Annotated in this window: 18 protein-coding genes and 3 pseudogenes; 13 read left to right on the top strand and 8 right to left on the bottom strand. The window is 59.1% G+C overall.

Features of this window, described 5'->3' with window-relative positions; all coding sequences use genetic code 11:
- The 3 genes from ACA048_RS13275 to ACA048_RS13265 form a co-directional block, all read right to left on the bottom strand.
- On the bottom strand, positions 1-522 hold the full coding sequence (locus ACA048_RS13275) for a GNAT family N-acetyltransferase (protein ID WP_497629517.1): 522 nt from the start codon (positions 520-522) through the stop codon (positions 1-3).
- A gap of 101 nt (positions 523-623) precedes the next feature.
- Positions 624-1,544: a LysR substrate-binding domain-containing protein gene (locus ACA048_RS13270; protein ID WP_497629516.1), complete on the bottom strand. Its 921-nt coding sequence runs from the start codon at positions 1,542-1,544 to the stop codon at positions 624-626.
- 87 nt (positions 1,545-1,631) lie between these two features.
- On the bottom strand, positions 1,632-2,072 hold the full coding sequence (locus tag ACA048_RS13265) for a carboxymuconolactone decarboxylase family protein (protein ID WP_497629515.1): 441 nt from the start codon (positions 2,070-2,072) through the stop codon (positions 1,632-1,634).
- 205 nt (positions 2,073-2,277) lie between these two features.
- On the opposite strand from ACA048_RS13265, the gene pdxR reads away from it, so the two are divergent.
- From pdxR to ACA048_RS13245, 4 genes are all read left to right on the top strand, one after another.
- The gene (gene pdxR / locus ACA048_RS13260; protein WP_497629514.1) at positions 2,278-3,711 is read left to right on the top strand and encodes a MocR-like pyridoxine biosynthesis transcription factor PdxR; all 1,434 of its coding nucleotides are present in this window, start codon (positions 2,278-2,280) and stop codon (positions 3,709-3,711) included.
- A gap of 123 nt (positions 3,712-3,834) precedes the next feature.
- The gene (locus ACA048_RS13255; protein ID WP_497629513.1) at positions 3,835-4,128 is read left to right on the top strand and encodes an antibiotic biosynthesis monooxygenase family protein; all 294 of its coding nucleotides are present in this window, start codon (positions 3,835-3,837) and stop codon (positions 4,126-4,128) included.
- 118 nt (positions 4,129-4,246) lie between these two features.
- Complete coding sequence (locus tag ACA048_RS13250; RefSeq protein ID WP_497629512.1) at positions 4,247-4,660, top strand: cupin domain-containing protein; 414 nt, start codon at positions 4,247-4,249, stop codon at positions 4,658-4,660.
- A gap of 228 nt (positions 4,661-4,888) precedes the next feature.
- Positions 4,889-5,596 (top strand): ATPase, encoded by a 708-nt coding sequence (locus ACA048_RS13245; RefSeq protein ID WP_497629511.1) that lies wholly within the window; start codon positions 4,889-4,891, stop codon positions 5,594-5,596.
- A 344-nt stretch (positions 5,597-5,940) separates the two neighbouring features.
- Here the strand turns inward: ACA048_RS13245 and ACA048_RS13240 are convergent, their stop codons facing one another.
- A complete protein-coding gene (locus ACA048_RS13240; RefSeq protein WP_497629510.1) occupies positions 5,941-6,069 on the bottom strand; it encodes a hypothetical protein in 129 nt (42 codons plus the stop codon).
- A 271-nt stretch (positions 6,070-6,340) separates the two neighbouring features.
- On the opposite strand from ACA048_RS13240, the gene ACA048_RS13235 reads away from it, so the two are divergent.
- A complete protein-coding gene (locus ACA048_RS13235; RefSeq protein WP_497629509.1) occupies positions 6,341-7,636 on the top strand; it encodes an NHL repeat-containing protein in 1,296 nt (431 codons plus the stop codon).
- A 67-nt stretch (positions 7,637-7,703) separates the two neighbouring features.
- Here ACA048_RS13235 and ACA048_RS13230 read toward each other — a convergent pair.
- Positions 7,704-8,024: pseudogene (locus tag ACA048_RS13230) on the bottom strand (hypothetical protein); the annotation flags it as partial.
- A gap of 11 nt (positions 8,025-8,035) precedes the next feature.
- Positions 8,036-8,218 (bottom strand): annotated as a pseudogene (locus tag ACA048_RS13225) (helix-turn-helix domain-containing protein); the annotation flags it as partial.
- Positions 8,219-8,946: 728 nt separating this feature from the next.
- On the opposite strand from ACA048_RS13225, the gene ACA048_RS13220 reads away from it, so the two are divergent.
- On the top strand, positions 8,947-9,774 hold the full coding sequence (locus ACA048_RS13220; protein WP_497629508.1) for an RCC1 domain-containing protein: 828 nt from the start codon (positions 8,947-8,949) through the stop codon (positions 9,772-9,774).
- 194 nt (positions 9,775-9,968) lie between these two features.
- Here the strand turns inward: ACA048_RS13220 and ACA048_RS13215 are convergent, their stop codons facing one another.
- A complete protein-coding gene (locus ACA048_RS13215; protein ID WP_497629507.1) occupies positions 9,969-14,882 on the bottom strand; it encodes an NAD-glutamate dehydrogenase in 4,914 nt (1,637 codons plus the stop codon).
- 501 nt (positions 14,883-15,383) lie between these two features.
- Here ACA048_RS13215 and ACA048_RS13210 point away from each other — a divergent pair.
- The 7 genes from ACA048_RS13210 to ACA048_RS13180 all read left to right on the top strand — a co-directional run bounded on the left by ACA048_RS13210 (position 15,384) and on the right by ACA048_RS13180 (position 22,795).
- Positions 15,384-15,737: a hypothetical protein gene (locus ACA048_RS13210; RefSeq protein WP_497629506.1), complete on the top strand. Its 354-nt coding sequence runs from the start codon at positions 15,384-15,386 to the stop codon at positions 15,735-15,737.
- Positions 15,738-15,949: 212 nt separating this feature from the next.
- Positions 15,950-16,909 (top strand): AAA family ATPase, encoded by a 960-nt coding sequence (locus ACA048_RS13205; protein ID WP_027923426.1) that lies wholly within the window; start codon positions 15,950-15,952, stop codon positions 16,907-16,909.
- A gap of 5 nt (positions 16,910-16,914) precedes the next feature.
- On the top strand, positions 16,915-17,859 hold the full coding sequence (locus tag ACA048_RS13200) for a DUF58 domain-containing protein (RefSeq protein ID WP_489337228.1): 945 nt from the start codon (positions 16,915-16,917) through the stop codon (positions 17,857-17,859).
- Positions 17,856-18,350 (top strand): DUF4381 domain-containing protein, encoded by a 495-nt coding sequence (locus ACA048_RS13195; protein WP_223520760.1) that lies wholly within the window; start codon positions 17,856-17,858, stop codon positions 18,348-18,350. The genes ACA048_RS13200 and ACA048_RS13195 overlap by 4 nt, the downstream gene beginning before the upstream one ends.
- Positions 18,343-19,422, top strand: coding sequence for a vWA domain-containing protein (locus ACA048_RS13190; protein ID WP_497629505.1), 1,080 nt, complete (start codon positions 18,343-18,345; stop codon positions 19,420-19,422). The genes ACA048_RS13195 and ACA048_RS13190 overlap by 8 nt, the downstream gene beginning before the upstream one ends.
- Complete coding sequence (locus ACA048_RS13185) at positions 19,419-21,158, top strand: VWA domain-containing protein (protein ID WP_497629504.1); 1,740 nt, start codon at positions 19,419-19,421, stop codon at positions 21,156-21,158. Before ACA048_RS13190 ends, ACA048_RS13185 begins: the two co-directional genes overlap by 4 nt.
- Positions 21,155-22,795, top strand: coding sequence for a BatD family protein (locus ACA048_RS13180; protein WP_497629503.1), 1,641 nt, complete (start codon positions 21,155-21,157; stop codon positions 22,793-22,795). The genes ACA048_RS13185 and ACA048_RS13180 overlap by 4 nt, the downstream gene beginning before the upstream one ends.
- Before the next feature lie 6 nt (positions 22,796-22,801).
- On the opposite strand, the pseudogene ACA048_RS13175 reads toward ACA048_RS13180, so the two are convergent.
- A pseudogene (locus ACA048_RS13175) lies at positions 22,802-23,404 on the bottom strand (ATP-binding cassette domain-containing protein); the annotation flags it as partial.
- Between the last annotated feature and the right edge of the window lie 45 nt (positions 23,405-23,449).

The following is a 23,449-nucleotide window of genomic DNA, read 5'->3' as shown; positions in this document are numbered from 1 at the left end:
TCAATCGGCGCTAAGCGTGCGACGCAGACGCGCCATGCTCAAGGCATCGACCAGTCGGCCGTCACGCACGGCGTAATCGCGAAACAGGCCTTCGGTCTCGAAACCGAATTTTCGGTAAAGACCGATGGCCGCTTCATTGTCGGCATACACCGAAAGCTCCACGCGTTGCAGGTTCATCCAGTTGTCGGCGATGTCCAGCGCCGCCGCCAGCAATGTCGAACCCACACCTTCGCCCTGCCACGCCACCGCGACGCCCATGCCGAGGTTGCCGGCATGGCTGCGGCGGATCCGCGAGAACTGCTCCAGGCCAATGTTGCCGATGACCGTGCCCTGATGCAGCGCGACCAGTTGCACCACACGTTCGTTATCCCCTGCCAGGCGTTTGCGCCAGACTTCGGTGGATTGAAACGGCATTTGCAGCACCTGACGGGTAATCACCGGGTCGTTGTAGAGCGCGGTGATGCCATCGATATGGGATTCGTTGAAACGTTCGAGGGTGATGACCGATTCGGTGGTGCGCATGGGTGATTCTTCCTTGATGCAGACATGGCCGCTTACTCTACAGCGCGCTCTTGCGCTGTGACCAGAACCCAACTTTGAGGAGAACCCATGTGGGAGCGCATTCAGCCTTCGAACCACTCCCGGCGCTCATGGAAGGTGTTATGGATCAGCTCAACGATCATCTGCACACCGGCCTGCCCTTGAGATTCGACATTCACCGCCATCCACACCTGACGTTGCATCGGCTGGTCGAACAGTCGGGGCAACGCAATCAGTCCGCGGTCAAATTGGCTCATGTAACGCGGTAACAACCCGATGCAGGCGCTGCAACGGATCATCTCGAGCATCAGCGCATAGGAATGCAATTGCACCACGCCCGCCAAACGCCGATCCACCACGCTGTTCCACGTCCGAAAACTTTCGACCTGACGATCGTGCTGCCATTGCACCAGCATGAAGTCGGCCAGGTCGTCGAGGCTGTCCGGCCGGGCCGCGACTCGCGAATAGCGCTTGGCGATGTGCGGCAGGTACTCCAGACGTGCCAGACGCTGCGGTTCGCTCACTGCAAAACTCGGCCCCGGCAGTGGCGAATCCGTGCCGGCCAGCCACAGCACCACATCGGCGCTGATCGCTTGCAGGCTCAGCTCACTGTCGAGAGTAATGATGTCCAGCCGCACGCTGGCGTTACGACGCAACAACGCGATCAGGTCACGACCGAGAATGTCGTGCAGGATCGACTCGGCCACCGCCAGGCGAATCAGCGGCTGCTCGATCACTGGCGCATCGCGCTCATGGGCCAAAGCGATCAGATGCGCCTGAAGCGCCAACCCTTCACGACTCAGGGCCAGCCCATTGTCCTGATGATTGAACAGCGAACATTGCAATTGCGCCTCAAGCTGCGCCAGGTGTTTGCGTAACTGGGTGGATTTGATATTGAGGCTGCGAGCGGCCTGCATGAAGCACCCGCAACGGGCGCTCACCCGGAAGGAATGCGCCAGCACCGGATCGATACCGGCAGCGCAAGTGGATTCCCTGAATGACATCAATGACTCCTTGTCGATCTATCCTTGAAACCCTCATCCTGCGCAGCGTTTATGAACCTGACGTGACACTGGGCGCGGATAATCGATTCAGCCGCCAGGGGTTTGCCGAAAACTCACCGCCAGGCGATTCCAGCTGTTGATGGTGGTCACGGCAATCGTCAAATCGACCAGCTCCGCTTCGCTGAATTGCTCCCGGGCCATTGCGAACACGTCATCCGGCACGTGGCTTTCGGAGAGCAGCGTCACGGCTTCGGTCCAGGCCAGCGCAGCGCGCTCGCGCGGGGTGAAAAAGCCGCTGTCGCGCCATACAACGATCGAGTACAGGCGCCGGTCGGTCTCGCCGAGGCGCCGTGCGTCCACCGAATGCATGTCGGTGCAGAAGGCGCAGCCATTGAGCTGCGAGGCGCGGATCTTGATCAGGTGCTGCAGCGCGGGCTCGATACTGAGGTTGCTGGTCAAGGCCTCCATGGCAATCATCGCTTTCATCGCTTTTGGCGAAGCGCTGTAGTAATCCAGGCGGGAACTCATGGGGCGACCTCGGGGATCGAATGGTGACCTCCACGTTAGGCGGTGATGCACGCACGTTACAGTGCCAATTCAACGAAAAAGCCAGGGACCATTCGGCAACAGACCAATCTGAGGTATTTGGCCCACGCAACTTCTGCACAGCCATTCTTGCGGGTAATCTGGCGCGACGCACACGCGCCTCAACCGTTGCAGGAGCCTCGCCGGTATGGAACTTCATGTTGTCATCAACGGCCGCAAGGACCTGGCAGGTCAGTTGTACAACCAACTGCGCAGCGCCATCGAATCCGGGCGCCTGGCCGCCGGCACACAGCTGCCGCCCAGCCGCTTGCTGGCCGAACAGCTGGGGATTTCGCGCAAGACCATTTCCGACACGTACTCGCAACTGACCTACGAAAATTTCCTCACTGGTGTGATCGGCAAAGGCACCTACGTGAATGCCCGGCCGTCCAAAATCACCCGTAAACAAAGCCATTCCGAGCTGGCGAGTTTTGAGGTCATCGAATCCTGGCGCAATCTGCCGGTGTTCCTGCGTCATCCGACACTGGAAGGGTCGTTGCGCTATGACTTCATTGGCGGCGCCGTCAGCAAGGGCCAATTCCCGCAGGATGACTGGCGTCGCTGCACGTCCCACGCCTTGCGCCAGATGGCCGGCTCAAAAGGCCTCTACAACCTGCCCGAAGGCCTGCCGGCGTTGCGCAATGCCATCGCCCGGCACATCGCGTTTTCCCGCGGGGTCATTTGCCAGGACGAAGACGTGGTGGTGTGCAATGGCGCGCAACAGGCGCTGGACCTGATTTCCCGGGTGATGACCCGCCCCGGCAGCATTGTCGCCATGGAAGACCCCGGCTACCCGCCGGCACGCCTGTTGTTTGGCTCGCACGGCGCCAGGGTGATTGGTGTACCGGTGGATGCCGAAGGCATTCAGGTGGACAAAATCCCCCTCGGCACGCGGCTGATCTACGTCACACCGTCCCATCAGTTCCCGCTCGGCCTGCCGATGAGCCAGGAACGCCGGGTGGCGCTGCTGGAGCGGGCTTATGAATTGGGCGCGATCATCATCGAGGACGATTACGACAGCGAATTTCGCTATGAGGGCCGCCCTGCCGATTCGCTGCAAAGCCTGGATGAGCGCGGGATCGTCGCTTACGTCGGGACCTTCTCGAAAACCTTGCTGCCGGAATTGCGGCTCGGCTATGCGATTTTGCCACCGGCGATTCTCGAAGCGGTGATCCGCGCCAAGCAACTTACCGACCTGCACACCTCCACACTGCCACAGTGGGCGCTGGCCAAATTCATCGCCGAAGGCTGCCTGCTCAAGCACATCCGCCGCTGCCATACGATCTATGCCGGGCGTCGCGAACGGATTCTGGCGCGCATGACGGGCGACCTTTCGCCATGGTTCGAGCCGGTGCCCACCACGGCCGGGTTCCACCTGGTAGTGATGTGCAAAGTGCCTATCGATCTCCCATTGGTGATCGAATTGGCCAAAAAGATGGAAGTCGGGCTCTATTCCATCGAAGCCTTTTACTTCCAGCAAGCGCCGCTGGCCGGGCTGTTGCTGGGTTTTGGCGCCATTGAAACCCTGGACATCGACACCGCTCTGGACCGTTTGCGCGACATTCTGCGGCAGGTGGCCTGACGGATTGGTCTGCGGCTTTACCGGGCGTTTGGCTATTGGCGGTCCGGGGCAGCAGGCCTATCCTTCCTAAGCGTTATCCCTCAATGAGCAGGATTCGTCCGGCCTGATTCAGGAGTGTGAGCAATGTCTAACGAAGTGATCAATACCGTACAAGTGCAGGCTGCCGCTGGCCGCTCGGATGAACTGGGTAAGCAACTGCAAAAAATTGTCGACACCCTGCGCGAACTACCGGGCTGCGACTCCTACATGGTCGACCGCTGCCCCGAGGACACCAACCGCTGGACCGTCAGCGCCCACTGGCAATCGGAAGCGGCCATGCAGCAGCATTTCAATTGCCCTGAGGTCCAGGGCTTTATCGGCCTGATCGACAATCAATTGGCGAATGCCGTGGATTTCAACAGCTTCCCGATCCGCTAAAACGCCCAACATTGCGGTGTAGGATTGGTCCCCTCAGCTTCCCGGATATTGGCTGTTTGATTGCCCTGCCCTGCGGACTATCGTTGCTCCTGACGATAACCACCGCAGGTAATGACCCATGAAAACGTTGCGTTTCCTTGCTGCCCCGCTCGCTGCCCTCGCCCTGACCGTTTCGGCTGCTGCCATTGCTCACGAAGGCCCTTCTGAAAAGGTCACGGTGCTGCAGGATCAGATGCTGAAAAATGTGCCTGGCAAAAAGGCGTTGATGATCGAAGTCGATTACGAGCCCGGGCAATCGTCCATTGCCCACAAACACGAAGGCACTGCCATGGCCTACGTGATATCCGGGGAGATTATTTCCCAGGTCAAAGGTGAACAGCCCGTCACTTACAAGGCCGGCCAATACTGGTATGAACCGGCGGGATCGGAACATCTTGTGTCAAAAAACGCCAGTGCCACCCAGCCTGCCAAACTGCTGGTGTTTATGGTGTTGTCTCCGAATGAAAAAGTGCTGATCCCATTGGAAAACTGATGCCTGTACGTACAGCTATAAATAAAAAGGCTCGAACTTCGATTTCGAGCCTTTTTATTTCCCTGCGTAATTAACTGCCCGTATTTAAACCCAATAAAACTATGGGTCTCCCGAGGAGCGCATGTTTTGGCTTTTTAATTCAGCAAAGACAGGTTTAGTCTGGAATCACCGCTGGATTACACCGGCACACTAACTTTCCAGCTCAGGCTGTTTCACGGGAGTAACACCATGAAACTTGCGCTTGTCAGTACCTTGACGATGACCGTTGTTTTAACAGGCTGCTCGATCCCCACAGCACCGAGCGCTGTGTCTTCGCTGAACGGCATCTTTACCGAGCCCGTTGGCCGCAGCAATGCCACGCTCATTCCGAATGGCAGTAACGTCTCGCTGGGCATCGTCTACAGTCAAAACACCCAAACCAATCGCGCCTACCTCCAGGACTACCATGCCAACGCCGGCACCGGTTTCGGCCAGAGCCTGTTGGTTCATTCGATTCATGACGCCTTCGTGACAACCTCCAACCCCGACCTCGCCGTGGATTGGGTCAAAGCGTCGTTGCAGCGCCAGTTCGCCTCGGTCACGGAGTACCCGGACATGCAAAGCCTCAAGGCTGCGAAACCGGACGTGGTCGCTATTGTCGACAGCCGCAGTCAATTGATGACCTCGCGCAGTTCGGATTTGGAGGCTCACGTCAGTGCAGATTTCTATGACGCCAACTTGAATTACATTGGCACCGCTCAAGGGTATGACGCCAAAACGCTGAGCCCTCTTTGGGCGGACTTTGAACCGAGCTCAGATATAGTGGCGGATATTAACGAGCAACAGAATGTGCAAGTTCGAGCGCTGCAAAGATTTGACCAGTCGCTCAGTAGTTTATTGACCAAGCCGGCAGATAAAATATCGATGATTATTGGAACAACTAACATTGTGAGATAGCAGCATCGGACCACACCATCGCGGGTTTGCCCGCGATGGTGCCATGTGGAAATCAAACTACCGGCCTGCCCAATCACCGCTGCAAATTAGCTGCCTGAAAACAAGTCCCGGTATTAATGCGTTACTTCCACTTCAGTGACTAAGGAAGAGGCTGAATTACCGTCAACCCTTGCAACCTGGTACTGGGCAATGGCTTGTTTCCCGGTAAGGTCCAACAGCACCTCTCGAGGTACCCGAATTATAAAACTGGTAGGCCAAACCACCGTATGCACAGACTCGAATGGAAAGTCGTCATCCCTAAAACCGAAGCGAGCGATAACCACGTCCCCCGCCTTGATCCCTTCTTACTCGGGCACCTCATACGTCATACCCTCCATCGGCACATCTTTCAGACTGATAGAGCCGTTAACTGATTCAGGCAAATTCGGCGCGCTCAATGATGCCTTCTCCTTACAAAAAAATGTCATGTTCATGATTGATCTCCTTCCAAAACATCGTTATCGAGGAGAGGAAAATCCTCGTCCCGCCTCATTACTAACGCTGCGAGCCGACAATAGCAACTGTCATATTTGACAGTTTAAAACGACTTAAACTGCATATATCTGCACTGTCTACTGTCAACTCTGACAGTAGACAATCCGTTGTGCGGGTCTTCAAATAAGCTCACTGCGCTTTTCAGCCGATGTCTCGCTCCAGGCTGTCGCTTTACGCAGACGCCAAAAATTCACTCAAGGAGACGTCAACATGGCTGGTAATGAACTACCCAAGTCCTTAAATATTCTGGATCCTGACTTCGGCCGCGAGCGCAATGGGATTACCTGGATCCAATACCCCCACGCAGGCACAGGCTTTGCCAGAGACATTACTGTCGCGCCGGACTACAAACTGATAATCGCTGCTGGATATGGACTCGAATTTTCAGTCGTGCGGCTGAACGCGAACGGCACACAAGACGAAACTTTTGGGGTGAACGGCACCGTCACCGGAAAGTTCGCCGCAGGTTATCAATCAGGGGGTGGCAGCGTCAGCGTGCATAAAAACGGGAACATCCTGCTTAGCGGATTTTACGAAGAATATATTGACGCACCCGCGAAACTTGGACTTGCCTTGTTTGACAATAATGGCAATCCCATTAAGGAATTTGGAAATGATGGTGTAACCATTGTTCACCCCATTGCCTCCCCCCAGCTTAAGTTGACTGAAGTCAAGGAGGAGGCAAAAAATGGACGTGCTTCGAGCCAGAACGGTTTTTCCCTGGAACTACCCGACGGAAAACTAATGACCCTCAGCAACCATCTGTACAGTGATGCTGATCAAATTGGCCTATTGATGCGCCTTGATAAAAACGGCGCGCTAGATAAAACGTTCGGTAACGGGAATGGTTACGTCACCGTCCAGTACACCGCTCACTTTACTTCGGTGCGCTCATTGATACGTCTGAACAATGGGACATTTGCGATCGGGGGATTGGTCAATCAGGACGGAAAGAACCTGGGAATGATCGCGCTGTATAGTGCCGAGGGGGCCCCGGTAAAAACCTTCGGTTCCAATGGATTTGTTGTGTTTGATTCACTTGGATCAAAAGACGAAATTTTTGACCTTGTAGAAATGCACGACGGCAACATTCTGGGTATTGGCAGTACTTATGACGGTGCTTTTAATGGCTTGCTGGTCTGTCTCGACTCGACCGGCAAGTTTGTTGACACATTCAATGGAGGCAAACCGCTTGTGACTCCTGTCCCCGAAGCGCCAGGAGGATCTCAATGGCTGTCTGGTGCGCAACGACCAGACGAGAAAATCGTGGTGATCGGATCGACTATTGGAGAGCAAAACTCAACAACCATCATCGCTCAATACATGCCAAACGGTGAACCGGATAAAAGCTTCGGCGATGGTCAGGGTAAATTGCTTGTCGATTTGACTGATGTACTCGACATGGGAGCGTGCGTGGTCATTCAAGGCAATCAGCTAGTCGTATCAGGCACCTCCTTACCGCATGAGGATGGAGTCCGGCCCTTCGCTTTCCGCTGTCTGCACTAAATGACGAGCACTGTCTGCTAAAAAAAACCGCATCTTTCGATGCGGTTTTTTTTCATTCAGCGCCTGATCAGGCAGCCGGCTCCAGCTCTTCGCTGGCAGTGGCAATGGCAATGGCAATGGCAGTCACCACCGCTTGCCCGCTCAACGCCAGGTCCAGCAGCTCACGGTTGGCCACCGCGTACATGGCGTAGTCCGTACCGCTGGCGGCACGGAGTTCCACCAGCATGGCGCGCCAGCGTTCGATCATGCCTTCGTGCTCTTCCATCCACAGCGCCAGACGAGTTTCCACGTCCTGAGTGCCGTCGCCCTGTTGCAGGCCGGAGATGGTGATCGCACGTTGTTGCCAGTCGACGTCATCACGGAACGCTTCACGGGCCAGGGCCTGCCAGCCTTCGCGGGCGCGGTCAAGGTCGGGATACGGCTGGATCGATCGAATGGTTCTACGCCAAGGTCGGTTTCGAGGTTGGCGATTGCTGCGCTGACAGTCGACGGGGTCTTACTCAGCTTGCGTGCCGCCGTTGAGAACGAACCCGCCTGCACGGCGAGAACGAAAGCCTGCAATTGAACCAGTGAAAACCGTATCACGCTCTCCCGAAATCCATCGTTAAAAACGATGGTTATTCATTTGTCCCATCGTAACCAAGCGACGAATATTTACTGCCGTCAGCAACCTGGGTGCCCTTCAATAAAAACAACAGTTGCACCTTCAGGAGATACGCGAGGTGAGCCGTACTCAAATTCACCCAGTGGACGAGGTCCTTCCCATCCGCCAGCTGTTCACCTTCGGCCTTGCCGGTCCGGCGCAGCACTATCACCTGCCGTTCAAGCTGACGGCCTGAGGCCTCTCCTGCTTCCGCGGCGGGGCCTGACCGGAACACAGCGCCACAGCGGAGCTCCCCGCGCTTTGTGCTCCTCGGCGAAGCGAACAAACGTGTCGTCATCGCCGACGGATCACCTGTTTATCCCCTTGGCTTGGCGGTTGCCTTCCCGCGACAGCCCAGCCACCTGTAACCGCGAACAATTAAAACAAGGAATTATTCATGGTTATGTACGTCCTCCGATCCGCCGCCCTAGCTACTGTGTCACTTGCCGGCTCCACTAGCCAAGCCAGCGACCGCTCACCGCTACTTTGGCACGATGAAAGTCTGTCCTACCTGTACAGAAAGTTTCGCTCCCGAATCTTAATAGCGACGAAATCCGACTATCGAGTCGGGAGCTTTGGGCCGCAGTTCAAAATCTGGTTTTCGCGACTTGTCCTTTTGAGCACCTTGCTTGCATCTCCCCTTGTTAGCGCCGACAGTTCGTGCCCAATGCTGGCGTCATATTACAACCGCAACATGGCGATCATTGCAGGCACGGCATGGGGATGGAGCGATAGTGCGTCGCCTACGCCGATCCAGACAACGGCCGTACAGGTGGGGGTCGGTAAGGATGTGTATTACACGCTGCTGGCGAACGGTGAATTAACGGTGTTGGTTGATGGCACCAAGGAGCCTATGACACTTATGAAGGGTGTTAGCCGATTCGCCGCCGGTGATTCGGGTGTTTTCGCTATCGACTCCACCCGGACGCTTTGGCATTTGCGCCATGCTGAACAGCCACGGCGAATTGCTGAAAACGTCAGCGCGGTAGCCGTAGGCGATGGCACAGACTATTACGTCACAACAAGCGGGGAACTCTACGCCCGTGGCAAAGGACACCGCGGCCAGTTTGGTGATGGCCACGTTCGCTTGCCCCCTACGTCACAGTTTCTCCGGGTCGCAAGCGACGTAAGTGACGTCAAGGCTCATACAGGTCACGCTCTCTATTTGTCTCCTAGTAACGAGGTCATGGGGACGGGGGGCAATATCTACGGCCCACTTTCACGGCATGGACTCGGCGACAAGGCAACGCACTGGGGTCGCATTTTCACCGATGCAACTGCCATTGCAACGGGCGCCTCCCACTCGGTGGCCATTCAAAAAGACGGCAGGTTGTGGGTATGGGGTAGAGGGTACGCCATCGAACCAGAGAACATTCTGGACCAAGTCACCTGTGTCGCTGCTGGTTCCAGTGCGACAATCGCGCTCTTGGATGATGAAAGTTTATGGCAGTGGAACTCCGGCGAGGAGCCCCATCGAGTACTTCTGTTTCAGTAACGACCGTGAGGCAGTTTCAGCGTGAGCTTTTGGGTTCCCTGTCCTTCCAACAGATTTTTAATCCGACGCGCCTCTCGAAACCTAAGGCTAATGACCTCGGGCTTGCTCGCGATGGGGTCTGAATAAACACCCGATAACTATCAGACAAAAAAAACCCGCATGTCGCCATGCGGGTTTTTTCACTCAGCGCCTGATCAGGCAGCCGGCTCCAGCTCTTCGCTGGCAGTGGCAGTGGCAGTGGCAATGGCAGTCACCACCGCTTGCCCGCTCAACGCCAGGTCCAGCAGCTCACGGTTGGCCACCGCGTACATGGCGTAGTCCGTACCGCTGGCGGCACGGAGTTCCACCAGCATGGCGCGCCAGCGTTCGATCATGCCTTCGTGCTCTTTCATCCACAGCGCCAGACGAGTTTCCACGTCCTGAGTGCCGTCGCCCTGTTGCAGGACGGAGATGGTGATCGCACGTTGTTGCCAGTCGACGTCATCACGGAACGCTTCACGGGCCAGGGCCTGCCAGTTGTTTTCAACCGGCAGAGCGCTGATCTGTTGCAGGTACCAGGTGATGTCCAGCGCGCTACCAACGGTGAAGTAAGCCTTCGCGACGTCTGCTGCGTTCTGGCCGGTCACGTCGGACGCTTCGATGATCGGCAGCAAGGTGTACAGGTGAGTGGTGCCTGCAACCATGCGCGCCAGCAACTCAGGTACGCCAGCCGCGACGTAGGCCTGATAGCGGGTCTGCCAGCCTTCGCGGGTCGGGCCTTCCAGCAGTTCGTCGAGCTTGAGGCCCAGCGCTGCCAGATGCGGCCCGAAGTGCGCGACGTCACGGGCGGCGTTCTGCTCGTTACGACGGCTGCGCAGGAACCAGCGCGTGGCGCGACGGCCCAGGCGCATCAGCTCGTCCATCAGCTCCAGTTGTACGTCGGCGGAAACCTGGTAATCCAGGGCTTCAATCTGACGGAACCAGTGCGGGAGATGGAAAATGTCACGCACGATCACGTAAGCGCCAGCCACGTTCGCCGGGCTCATGCCGGTCGACTCTTTGAGTCGTTGAACGAAGGTGATGCCCATGTGGTTGACCAGGTCGTTGGCGATCTGGGTGCTGACGATTTCGCGCTTCAGACGGTGACGGCGCATGGCTTCGGAGAACTTGCTCACCAACGTCGGCGGGAAAGCGGTTTCCATGTCGCGGGTCAGGTAGTCGTCATCCGGCACCAGGGAGTTGAGCAACTGCTCCTTGAGGTCGATCTTGCTGTAGGAGATCAGCACCGAGAGCTCGGCACGGGTCAGGCCATGGCCTTCTGCAACGCGCTCGTTGATCGCCTCTTCGTTCGGCAGGAACTCGATGGCGCGATCCAGCTTGCCACGGCCTTCCAGATCGTTCATCAGACGCTTGTATTCAGCGATACGCGGCAAGGCACGACGCGCAGCCAGGGACAATGCCTGAGTCTGCTTGTAGTTGTTGCCCAGCACCAGGCTGCCGACTTCGTCGGTCATGCTCGCCAGCAACTGGTTACGTTGCTTGTCGGTCATGTCACCGGCGTGAACCACTTCGTTCAGCAGGATCTTGATGTTTACTTCGTGGTCAGAGCAGTCCACGCCACCGGCGTTGTCGATGAAGTCGGTGTTGGAACCGCCGCCATTGAGACCGAATTCGACACGACCCAGTTGGGTCATGCCGAGGTTACCGCCCTCGCCCACGACTTTGCAGCGCAGTTCGTTGCCGTTCACGCGCAGTGCATCGTTGGCCTTGTCGCCCACATCGGCGTGGCTTTCGCTGCTGGCTTTGACGTACGTACCGATACCGCCGTTCCACAACAGGTCTACCGGTGCCTTGAGCAAGGCATTGAGCAGTTCGGTCGGGGTCAGCTTGTCGGCCTGAATGTCGAAGCGCTCTTTCATCTGCGGGGAAATGGCGATGCTTTTCGCGCTACGGGAGAAGATCCCGCCGCCTTCGGACATGATGCTGGTGTCGTAATCCGACCAGGCCGAACGCGGCAGGTCGAACAGGCGCTGACGCTCGGCGAAGCTGTTCGCCGGCTGCGGATTCGGATCGATGAAGATGTGCAGGTGGTTGAACGCAGCCACCAGTTGCAGCGTCTCGGACATCAACAGGCCGTTACCGAATACGTCGCCGGCCATGTCGCCGACACCGACCACGGTGATGCTGTCTTTCTGGACATTGATGCCGCGTTCGCGGAAGTGACGTTGAACGCCGACCCACGCGCCCTTGGCGGTAATGCCCATCTTCTTGTGGTCATAACCGGCGGAACCGCCGGAAGCGAACGCGTCACCCAGCCAGAACCCGTAGTCGATGGCGATGCCGTTGGCGATGTCGGAGAAGGTCGCAGTGCCCTTGTCCGCTGCAACGACCAGGTACGGGTCATCGTCGTCATGACGCACGACGTTGGCCGGCGGAACCAGCGCGCCGTCTTTCAGGTTGTCGGTGATGTCCAACAGGCCCGAAATGAAGATGCGGTAGCAGGCAATGCCCTCGGCCGCGATCTCGTCACGGCTGCCGCCCAGTGGCAGGCGACGCGGCAGGAAGCCGCCCTTCGCGCCCACTGGCACGATGACCGAGTTCTTCACTTGCTGGGCTTTTACCAGGCCGAGAACTTCGGTGCGGTAGTCTTCTTCACGGTCGGACCAGCGCAGACCACCACGCGCCACGTTGCCGAAGCGCAGGTGCACGCCTTCGACGCGAGGCGAGTACACGAAGATTTCAAACTTCGGTACGGGCTTGGGCAGCTCTGGAATCTGGTGCGGATTGAACTTGAAGCTGAAGTACGACTTGTTCTTGCCGTTCGCATCAGTCTGATAGAAGTTGGTGCGCAGGGTGGCCTTGATCAGGTCCAGGTAGCGACGCAGGATGCGGTCTTCGTTGAGCACCTGGACTTCGTCCAGTGCGGCGATGATCGCGTGTTCCAGGCGTTGCTGCTTGTCTTCCAGATCGTCGCCCGACAGCTTGCGCGCCAGATAGAAACGGGTTTTGAACAACCGGGTCAACTCGCGAGCGATGTCGGTGTGGTTGTTCAGGGTGCTGGCGATGTAGCCCAGGTCGAAGCCCAGACGAATCTGCTTCATGTAGCGCGCATAAGCACGCAGCAGCGCCACATCGCGCCACGGCAGGCCGGCGGTCAGCACCAGGCGGTTGAACGCATCGTTCTCGGCATCGCCACGCACGATGTGGACGAACGCGTCCTGCAAGGTGTCGTTGAGTTGCTGAATGTCGAGTTCCAGGCCTTCGGCAGCGGTGAACGCGAAATCGTGAATCCAGAACTCGCGGCCATTGGTGTGACGCAGGCGATACGGGAATTCACCCAGCACGCGCAGGCCGAGGTTTTCCAGGATCGGCAGTACGTCGGACAACGCCAGCGGCGTGTCGGCGTGATACAGCTTGCAGTGCAGTTCGCGCTGGCCGGACACCTGACCCAATGGCTGATAGAAGCTCATCACCAGTGGATTTTTTTCGTTCAGGCTCAGCAGGTGTTGCATGTCGACCACAGCCGAATGGGCTGCGAAACGCTCGCGGTAACCGGCCGGGAAGCCTTTCGGGAAGTCGGCCAGCACGTTGGTGCCGTGAGCTTCGCCGAAGCTTTCAACCACCAGGCTGGCGTAGTCGTCCTGCCAGCTGCGGCAGGCCTGAACCACTTCTTTTTCCAGCAGCAGCGGGTCGATGTCGATGCGGTTTTTCGGGTCGACGCGCAGGATCAGCTGTACGCGGGCCAGCACGGACTCGGAGAAGAAGGTCCAGAACTCGCAATCCGAGGCTTTCAGGCGATCCATCAGCACTTGCTGAATTTTCTGGCGCACTTCGGTGGAGTAGATGTCGCGTGGCACATAAGCCAGGCAGTAGCAGAAACGGCCGTACGGGTCTTTGCGCAGGAACACGCGGATCTTGTTGCGTTCCTGGATCTGCACGATCGACATCACGGTGCTGAACAATTCGTCGACCGGGGTCTGGAACAGGTCATCGCGCGGCAGCACTTCGACCACCTGCGCCAGTTCCTTGCCCAGGTGGGCCTTGGCCTGGAAGCCGGAACGGCGTTCGATTTCTTCGACCTTGCGGCGGATGTACGGAATAACCCGCACGCTCTCGCCATACACCGAGGAGGTGTACAGGCCCATGAAACGGCATTCCTTGATGACGTTGCCGTGAGCATCGATTTCACGGATCGACACGTAATCCGGGTAAGCCGGACGGTGTACACGGCTTGGGTGCGCGGCCTTGGCGAACGACAACAGGGTCGGTTCGCGCAGGTAGTTCACGGCGTAGTCTTCGATGCGCAGGTCATCGTAGGTCAGGCCGGTGCGCAGCAGTTTAGTCAGGCCGAGGAAGGAATCCTGGTCGTAGACGATGTGGCCGCCGTCGGCTTCATCGCGAACCACGAACTCTTCGTAGCCCAGGAACGTGAAGTGGTTACCCACCAGCCATTCCAGGAAGCTTTTGATTTCGGCTTTTTCTTCAGGGTCGACCGCAAACTGGCTGTTATCCAGGCCAGTGAGGATTTCCTGGACCTTGGTTTTCATCGGCTCGAAATCGGCGACCGCGACGCGGACTTCACCGAGGACCTGTTCCAGCTCTTTGCTCAGGACATTGAGCTCGGCCGTGTTGGCGCAACGGTCGATTTCCAGGTACATCAGCGATTCTTGAAGAATGCCTTCGCCTTGGGTGCCTTTGGGCAGGATTTCCAGCAACTCGCCTTTACTGCCGCGACGAACGCTCAGCACAGTGGTTTGCAGGGTATGAATGCTGTAGCCGCGACGGTTCAGCTCGGTACGCACCGAGTCCACCAGGAATGGCAGGTCGTGGTGCAGCACTTCGACCGCGGTGTGGGTCGACTGCCAGCCGTGGCGTTCGTAATCAGGGTTGTAGACGCGCACTTGCGGTTGCGCGTGATCGAAGCGCTCAAGCAGGCGCCACGCAGAAAGGGTGCAGCCGGCGAGGTCGGACAACCGACGCTGGGTCAGCTCGTCCAGGGAAATGATGCCGAAAAATTGTTCCGCGAACAGCGCCACTTGTGGCAGTGCCTGTTCACTGATGTGCTGGGCCAGTGCCGCTTGCAGTTGGTGCTGGAAGTCGGCTTTGCTGGCTGCGGTGAAGAACGCCATCTGTGGTACTCCGCTTGGGCTTGTTATTGATGGAAGCGTCGCGTGCAAACCCCTTTCGGGGCAATCCGTCACCCTGTTCCTGATTCTCGGGCAGAGGAAACAGGATGACAGGTGGGTGAAGCTGGACGAGACACTCGGGTCACATTCACCTTCCATGAATGGGCATCTGCAAAAACGACTGGACTGCGTGCAGCGCAATGCCTTTACAGGTGCTCATCCGTTGCGCAGCTTAACGAGTGCGGCGAGGCCCGTGCTTGCGGTGCTGCGACATATTCGGTCATCGGTACGCAGCTGGCGGCACACACCTCGAACAACACTAGCAGCCGTGGGCAAAAACGGGCGTTTTATCCCCGATTTACGGCACTCGCGTACCAGAAATGACCAGTAACACTCTAAGTGTCCGTGCCCCTCCTCTGACACTCAGCCGAGCAGAAATTCCCTTGTGCTGGCAGAATTGTGTTTTGTTCGTCTTCACCATGCTCGTCGAGCCAGGAATTCCCCATGCAAATGACCACCGCCCTCTTGATTGTGAACCCTTGCGATGACGAGGAAGACAACATGGCCATGCTCTGCTGCCACAGCGATCAGGGCGATATGTTCCTGATGACCCGCTACCCGGACGAGGACGAACTGGAAATCACCCTCGACGACGAGCCGTCGACGCTGGACGGCGTGAAAGTCACCCTCAGCCCTACCCGCCTGCTGATCGAAATCGCAGCAGCGGATGTGGATGCGCTGAATGGGGATGATTCTTTGGAAATCATTCACAACACGGATGCCAGCGACCTGGTGGAAGTGGAAGAAACACTGAAAAATATTCTTGAAGGGACTGGGACTTATATAAGCCAGCTCTGAATTTCAGTGCCTGTGCCGGCCTGCTCGCGATGAGGCCCTCAAAAACCGCCACATCGCCCGAGCCCTACAAACGTCGAAAAATTTCGCCAATCATTTCCCGCACTTTGCACAAAATGCCGTTAGTCGCCGCCCCCCGCGATGGATTAAAGTAACGCCCCCAGCCCAAGCGTTATTCGAACGCCTTCGGCCACCTTCTCCAGGAACAGTCATCGATGGAACATCGTGAAGCGCTGCTCGCGCTGCGAACCTTTCTTTCAACGCAGATTCTCGGCCAGGAAAAACTCATCGAGCGCTTGCTCATCGCGTTGCTCGCCGACGGCCACATGCTGGTCGAGGGCGCCCCGGGCCTGGCCAAGACCAAGGCCATCAAAGAGCTTGCCGAAGGGATCGAAGCACAGTTCCACCGAATCCAGTTCACCCCCGACCTGTTGCCTGCCGACATTACCGGCACGGAAATCTATCGCCCGGAAACCGGCAGCTTTGTCTTCCAGCAAGGCCCGATCTTCCACAACCTGGTGCTGGCGGACGAGATCAACCGCGCCCCGGCCAAGGTTCAGTCGGCGTTGCTGGAAGCCATGGCCGAGCGCCAGGTCAGTGTCGGGCGCAGCACCTATGAGCTGTCGCCGCTGTTTCTGGTGATGGCCACGCAAAACCCGATCGAGCAGGAAGGCACCTATCCGCTGCCCGAAGCCCAGCTCGACCGTTTCCTGATGCACGTCAAAATCGGTTTCCCGGACGCCGCGGTTGAACGCAAGATCCTCCAGCAAGCCCGTGGCGAAGCCCTGAACGGCGAAACCAAGCCGGAACGCCGGGTCAGCCAGCAGGCGATCTTCGCAGCGCGCAAGGAAATCCTCGGCTTGTACATGGCCGACGCCGTGGAGGAATACCTGGTGCAACTGGTCATGGCCACGCGCAACCCGGGCAAGTTCGACCCGGAGATGGCCGACTGGATTGCCTACGGTGCCAGCCCTCGCGGTTCCATTGCGCTGGACCGTTGCGCCCGGGCCCACGCCTGGCTGGCCGGTCGCGACTTCGTCAGCCCCGAGGACATTCAAGCCGTGCTGTTTGACGTGCTGCGCCACCGCATCATTCTGTCTTTCGAAGCCGAAGCTGCCGGCATCGACCAGGACCGGGTGGTCCAGCGGATTCTCGACGTCGTAGCTGTCGCTTGACCCCGATGAACGCCATTCTGCCGCCCGAGCCGGGCATCCGTGTCAGCCTCGCCGAGCTGATCGAGATGCGCCATCGTGTGCGTGAAGTGCAGTTGTTTTCCACGCCGAGCCAGCGCAGCCCGCTGATCGGCCTGCACCACTCCAAATTTCGCGGGCGCGGTGTGGACTTCGACCAAGTGCGGGTTTATCAAGCCGGTGACGATGTGCGCACCATCGACTGGCGCGTGACCGCACGCACGCAAGAGCCCCACACCAAGCTGTTTCATGAGGAGCGCGAGCGGCCAATTTTCATCATGGTCGAGCAAAGCTGCCGGCTGTTCTTCAGCTCGGGCCTGATGTTCAAATCGGTACTCGCCGCCCAGGCCGCCAGTCTGATTGGCTGGGCCGCGCTGGGCCATAACGACCGGGTGGGCGGGTTGGTGTTCGGCGACAACGAGCACTACGAAATCAAACCTCGGCGTAGCAAACAAAGCCTGCTGCAATTGCTCAACCGACTGGTGCGCGTCAATCAATCGTTGCACACCGAAACCGAGCAGAACCGCGACTCCCTCAACCTGGCACTGCGCCGGGCGCGAGAAGTGTTGCGGCCCGGAAGTCTGGTTATCGTGATCTGCGACGAGCGCGCCTTGACCGAAGGTTCTGAACAGCAACTGAGCCTGCTGTCGCGCCATTGCGACCTGTTGCTGCTGCCCGTGTCCGATCCACTGGACCACGCCCTGCCCGCCGCCGGCTTGCTGCGATTTGCCGAACGTGGCGCGCAACTGGAACTCGACACCCTGAATTTCGACCTGCGCCAGACCTATCGCGCGCAAGCCGAAGCGCGCATCGCCCGCTGGGAATTGCTCGCCCAAAAACTACGCGTATTACTGATGCCATTGAGCACCCAGAGCGAGATGGTCGAGCAACTGCGCGAATACCTGAACCCACAAAAACCGGGGAAAGGTCGATGAGCAGCCTCGATCAACTGCAGCCGCTGATTACCCCGCCCCCCATCGAATTCTGGCCTCCCGCACCGGGCTGGTGGTTGTTGCTGTTACTGCTGCCGCTGATCGGTTTTGGCCTGTGGCGGATGCGACACTTGATGGCACGCAAACGCCCGATCGTTCGCGCCGAACAGCCGCTGGACCCGGTGCGCGTCGCTGCGCTGGCCGAACTCGCGCGGATGCCCAAACCCTACGACGGCGCACCGGCCGGCGCCTGGTTGCAGCAGCTCAATGGGTTGCTCAAGCGCCTGTGTCGCAATCATTACCCCTACAGCCAGAGCCACACACTCAACGGACGCAAATGGCTGGCGTTTCTCGACAACCGCTGTCCGGCGGCTGGCCTGACACGCTGGATGGTCCTGGTTGAAGGCGCCTATAAACCCGAATGCAAACTCGACGACAAGGCCATCGCGGGCCTGACCCAAGCCGTCGATACCTGGATTCGCAAACATGTTTGAGTTCGCCTGGCCGTGGATGTTTGCCTTGCTGCCCTTGCCGTGGCTGATGCGCCTGCTGTTACCAATGGCCGACAGCGGCGAGCCGGCGCTCAAAGTCACGTTCCTGAATGACCTCGAAGGCCTGACCCGCCGACGCGCCCGGGCAAACCTGCCGGCCTGGCGCCAGCAGGCACCGTTCATGCTCCTTTGGCTGTTGCTGTTGATCGCCGCCGCGCGCCCGCAATGGCTGGGTGAACCGCTGCCGATTGCGGCCAGTGGCCGCGATTTGCTGGTAGCGGTAGACGTGTCCGGGTCGATGGATTTTCCCGACATGAAGTGGCAAGACGAGGACATCAGCCGTTTGAGCCTCGTGCAGCATTTGCTCGGTGACTTCCTGGAAAGCCGTGATGGGGATCGGATCGGCCTGATCCTGTTCGGCAGTCAGGCGTACCTGCAAGCGCCGCTGACCTTCGACCGGCACACCGTAAGGGTCTGGCTCGACGAAGCACGGATCGGCATCGCCGGCAAGAACACCGCCATCGGCGATGCCATCGGCCTGGCCCTTAAACGCCTGCGCCTGCGTCCGGCCCAGAGCCGCGTACTGATTCTGGTCACGGACGGCGCCAACAACGGCGGCGAAATCGACCCGTTGACCGCTGCGCGCCTGGCGGCTAACGAAGGGGTGAAAATCTACCCCATCGGCGTTGGAGCCAACCCCGAAGACAGTGGCACGCTGGGCTTTCTCGGCGTCAACCCGAGCCTGGACCTCGACGAACCGGCGCTCAAAGCCATCGCTGAAGCCACCGGCGGTCAGTATTTCCGCGCCCATGACGGCAACGAACTGCAAACCATCAAGGATACCCTCGACAAACTCGAGCCGGTCACGCAACAACCCACCCAGGCCCGTCCGGCCCAGGCGTTGTATCACTGGCCGCTCGCATTGGCGCTGCTGTTGAGCATGCTGTTGGTGGCGCGCGAGCGCTGGCCGGACAACCCGCTGCATCGCCTGTTCACCAAGGATCTGTTCTTGCAATCGCCCCTGCCTGACTGGCGCCAGCGACTCAAACGCCTGCGCCTGCGGAGACGCCGATGAGCGTGCTCTGGCCTTTCTGGTTCCGCCCTTGGTGGCTGTTGCTGTTGCCTGTGTTGGGCTGGTTGCTGTGGCAACTCTGGCACCGGCAAAAGCGTGCCGGGCGCTGGCAGATGATTCTGCCGCCCGCCTTTCACGCCGCCTTGCTCAGTGGCGGTAATGGACGCGACAGCAAGCTGCCGTGGGTCGTACTCGGGTTGGCCTGGGTGCTGACCGTTCTGGCGCTGCTGGGGCCGAGTTGGCAACGGGTCGAACAAGCCAGTCAGAAGCCTGCCGACCCACTGGTCGTGGTGCTGGAACTGACCCCGGAAATGCTCGCCACCGACGTGGTGCCGAATCGGCTGGAACAGGCGCGACGCAAGCTGTTTGACCTGCTGCAAGTGCGCAGCGACTCGCAGACGGCCATCGTTGTTTACTCCGGCAGCGCACACACGTTGGTGCCGCTGTCGGATGACCTCTCGACCAGTGGCAACCTGCTGGATGCGCTGAAACCTTCGCTGATGCCTGAGACCGGTCATCGGGCTGATCTCGCGGTGAACAAGGCCCTTGCCTTGCTCAAACAGGCCGCTTTGGGCGATGGCCGGATTCTGCTGATCGGCTCCACCCTGACCGAGCAAGAGCGCCAAGGCATCCGCCAGGCACTGGACGGGCATTCGACGCAATTTTTGATGCTTGGCATCGGCACCGCCGAAGGTGCGCCGGTCGCTCAGGAGGACGGCAGCTTCCTCAAGGACAATGAAGGCGCGATTCTGGTACCGCGCCTGGACAACTCAAGCCTCAAAGACTTTGCCCACGATCTCGGCGGACGCTATCGCCAGGCGGAACTGGACGATGCCGACCTGCGCGCGCTCGGCCTGCTCGATGGCCCGCGCACGCTGCGTAACGACGGGCAAACCTTGCGCCTCGACACATGGGCCGACCAGGGCTACTGGCTATTGCTGCCGCTGTTGCTGTTGGCGGCGTGTGCCGGGCGCCGCGGCTGGTTGTTCTGCCTGCCGCTGCTGTGGATGCTGCCGCAACCGAGTTACGCCTTCGACTTCGAAGACTTGTGGCTGCGCCCTGATCAAAGGGGCCTGCACTTGCTCAAGCGAGACCACCCGGCCAGGGCTGCGCAGTACTTCCAGAACCCACAATGGCAAGGTGTGGCGCTGTATCAAGCCGGCGACTACAGTGGCGCCGCCCAGCGGTTCGCCCAAGGCAGTGACGCCCACGCCCACTACAATCGTGGCAATGCCCTTGCCAAAAGCGGGGAGTTGGAAGCCGCGCTGGATGCCTACGAACAAGCGTTGGAACTTCAACCGGATTTGCGCCCGGCCCTGACCAATAAAGCGCTGGTGGAAAGTCTGCTCAAGCAGAAACCCACCCCGCCGCCGGTTGAGCCGGATTCCACCGACGACAGCGAAGCGCAGAACGCCGAGCAGGAACAGTCGCCAGGAGCGGCCACGCAACCGACGAGCAGCGGCGATCCGAAAACCGATGCCCAACAGGCCACACCGGATATCGAACAACAGGCCACAGCGCCGCCAAAACCGGGTGCCAATGAAGTCCCGGGCAGCGAGTTGGCAGACGAGCAAAGCACCAGGCCACCGCAGCGCCCGGCCAGCAGCACGATCGAAGGCGAACAGCGTCAGGCGCTGGAGCAATGGCTGCGCAAGATCCCGGATGATCCGGGTGAGCTGCTCAGGCGCAAATTCTGGTACGAACAGCAACAACATCAGGATCAGGGAAAAACTCGATGACCCGCTTCACCCTCTTCATGCTTGCCCTGCTGTTCTGCGCCGTTCAGGCCCAGGCGTCGGGGCTGGTGGCCAGTGTCGATCGCAGCCGCCTGAACTCCGGCGAGACGGTCGAACTGACCCTGGAATCCAGCGACGTGACCCAGTTCGGCAAGCCGGACCTGAGCCCACTGGAGCCGCTGTTCGAAGTGCGCGGCACCCGCCAGGTCAACCAGTTGAACACCCTCAGTGGCGACAACCGTGCGACCACGCGCTGGATCATTACCTTGCTGCCCAGGGCAAACGGCAGCGTGACGATTCCGTCATTGCAACTGGGCGAGGTGCAGAGCCAGCCCATCACGGTGCAAGTGGTCGAGAGCGAAAGCCAGGACACCGCGACCAAACTGGCCCCGGTGTTTATCGACGCCAGCCTCGATCAGACCAGTGTGTATGTGCAAGCCCAGGCGGTCCTGACCTTGCGCATCTACCATTCCGTGTCGCTTTACGACGACAGCAGCCTGACCCCTTTGCAGGTGCCTGACGCGCGTGTCGAACCACTGGGCGAGTCACGCACCTACGAAAAAGTCATCAACGGTCTGCGCCATGGCGTGATCGAAATGCGCTACGCGATCTATCCGCAACAGAGTGGCGAACTGGTCATTCCGGCGCAGATCTTCAGTGCCACTCTGGTCGATACCCAGCCCGCGCAGGACGCAGCGACTCAGGCACCGAAATCAGGGAAACTGATGCGCGTCAGTTCCGCGCCCATTTTGCTGACGGTCAAAGCCAAACCCATCGCCTACCCTGCCGACCTGCCCTGGCTGCCGGCCCGCAGCGTAACGCTGAGCGAAAGCTGGAACCCGGAGCCGGACCACGCACAAGTGGGCGATTCGCTGACCCGCAGCCTGATCCTGAAGGTTGAAGGCCTGTCCAGTTCGCAACTGCCGCCGCTGCCGGCCACTGACGTCAACGGTTTGCGGCGCTATCCGGATCAACCGGTACTGAACAACCAGAGCAGCGAACGTGGGCTGATCGGCAATCGCGAAGACCGCGAAGCCCTCGTTCCCACCCGCAGCGGCGCAATCGAGTTGCCGGCGGTAGACGTGGTCTGGTGGAACACGTTCGAAGATCATCTGGAACACAGCAGCCTGCCGGCCCGTACGCTGCAAGTCGCCAACAACCCAAGCATGACAGTCGACACAGCAGCGGGGACCCCTCAAGTCAATTCCGCTGCCGACAGCGAAACCCTGCTGCGCTGGAAACTCAGCACGCTGATCCTGGCCTGCACCACCCTGCTGGGCTTCGGCCTCTGGTGGCGTGCCCGCTGGCAACCGGCGATCCTGCGTGCCACGCAGACTGGCCCAAGCCCGCGCACCGTCCTCGACGACCTCAAGCGCGCCTGCCTGGCGAACGACTCCCACGCCACCCGCCAGGCGCTCGACGCCTGGGCGCGGCAACAGCCGGAAACCCTGGCCGACATGGCCGCCCGTTTCGTGCCACTGTCCGATGCCCTCGACGGCCTGAACGGTGCGCTATACAGCGAAACCGGCCAGCACTGGCAAGGCGAAGAACTGTGGCGCGCGATCAAGGCGATTCCGATTGCCGAACGGGTTCAGGACCCGGTGGGTGACAGCGGACTACCGCCGCTTTATCCGAAATGAAGCCCTCTAGATGTTGAGATGAAACTCAGCGTCCAGATGAATCGCCTGTAAAAAAGCGCTGTCATGAGAGACGACTATCAATGCCCCTTGGTACTGATTGAGCATCTGTTCCAGCGCAATTTTACTGGGCAAGTCCAAATGGTTGTCCGGCTCGTCCAGCAACAGTAATTGCGGGGGTCGCTGTGCATACAGCTGCGCAGCCAGGGCAATCTTCAGGCGTTCGCCACCGCTTAATTGGCAGGTCTTGAGCGTCGCACGATCCGCATCAATTCCCATCTGGGCCAGGCGGGTCCGTGCCTCGGCCTCGGGCAACTCCGGTTTACTCTCGTAGAGCCATTGCACCGCCGTGCGTTCCGGGTACTGCAAACCGGCGTGCTGATCCAGCCAGCCGACATGGCAACTGCGGATGAGTTCGCCTAGCAATGCAGACTGGAACGACTGCTGTTCTTGCTCGCGTACCGCTGCATACTGACTGTAATTGCCGCCATAAACCGCCAGCCCCAAGGGTGAAAGCCCGACGATTTCGTTCACGTGCTCCAGAAGGCCCCGGTCGTGGCTGATCAACACCAGGCCGTTGGGCCAGCGATTGATCTGCTGCGCGAGCTGATGGTGCGCAACAGCACCAGACATCTCGTTGGCAAATGTACATCGACC

Source organism: Pseudomonas sp. LBUM1659 (genome assembly GCF_059716045.1).
This window is presented reverse-complemented; position numbering and strand designations above follow the sequence as displayed.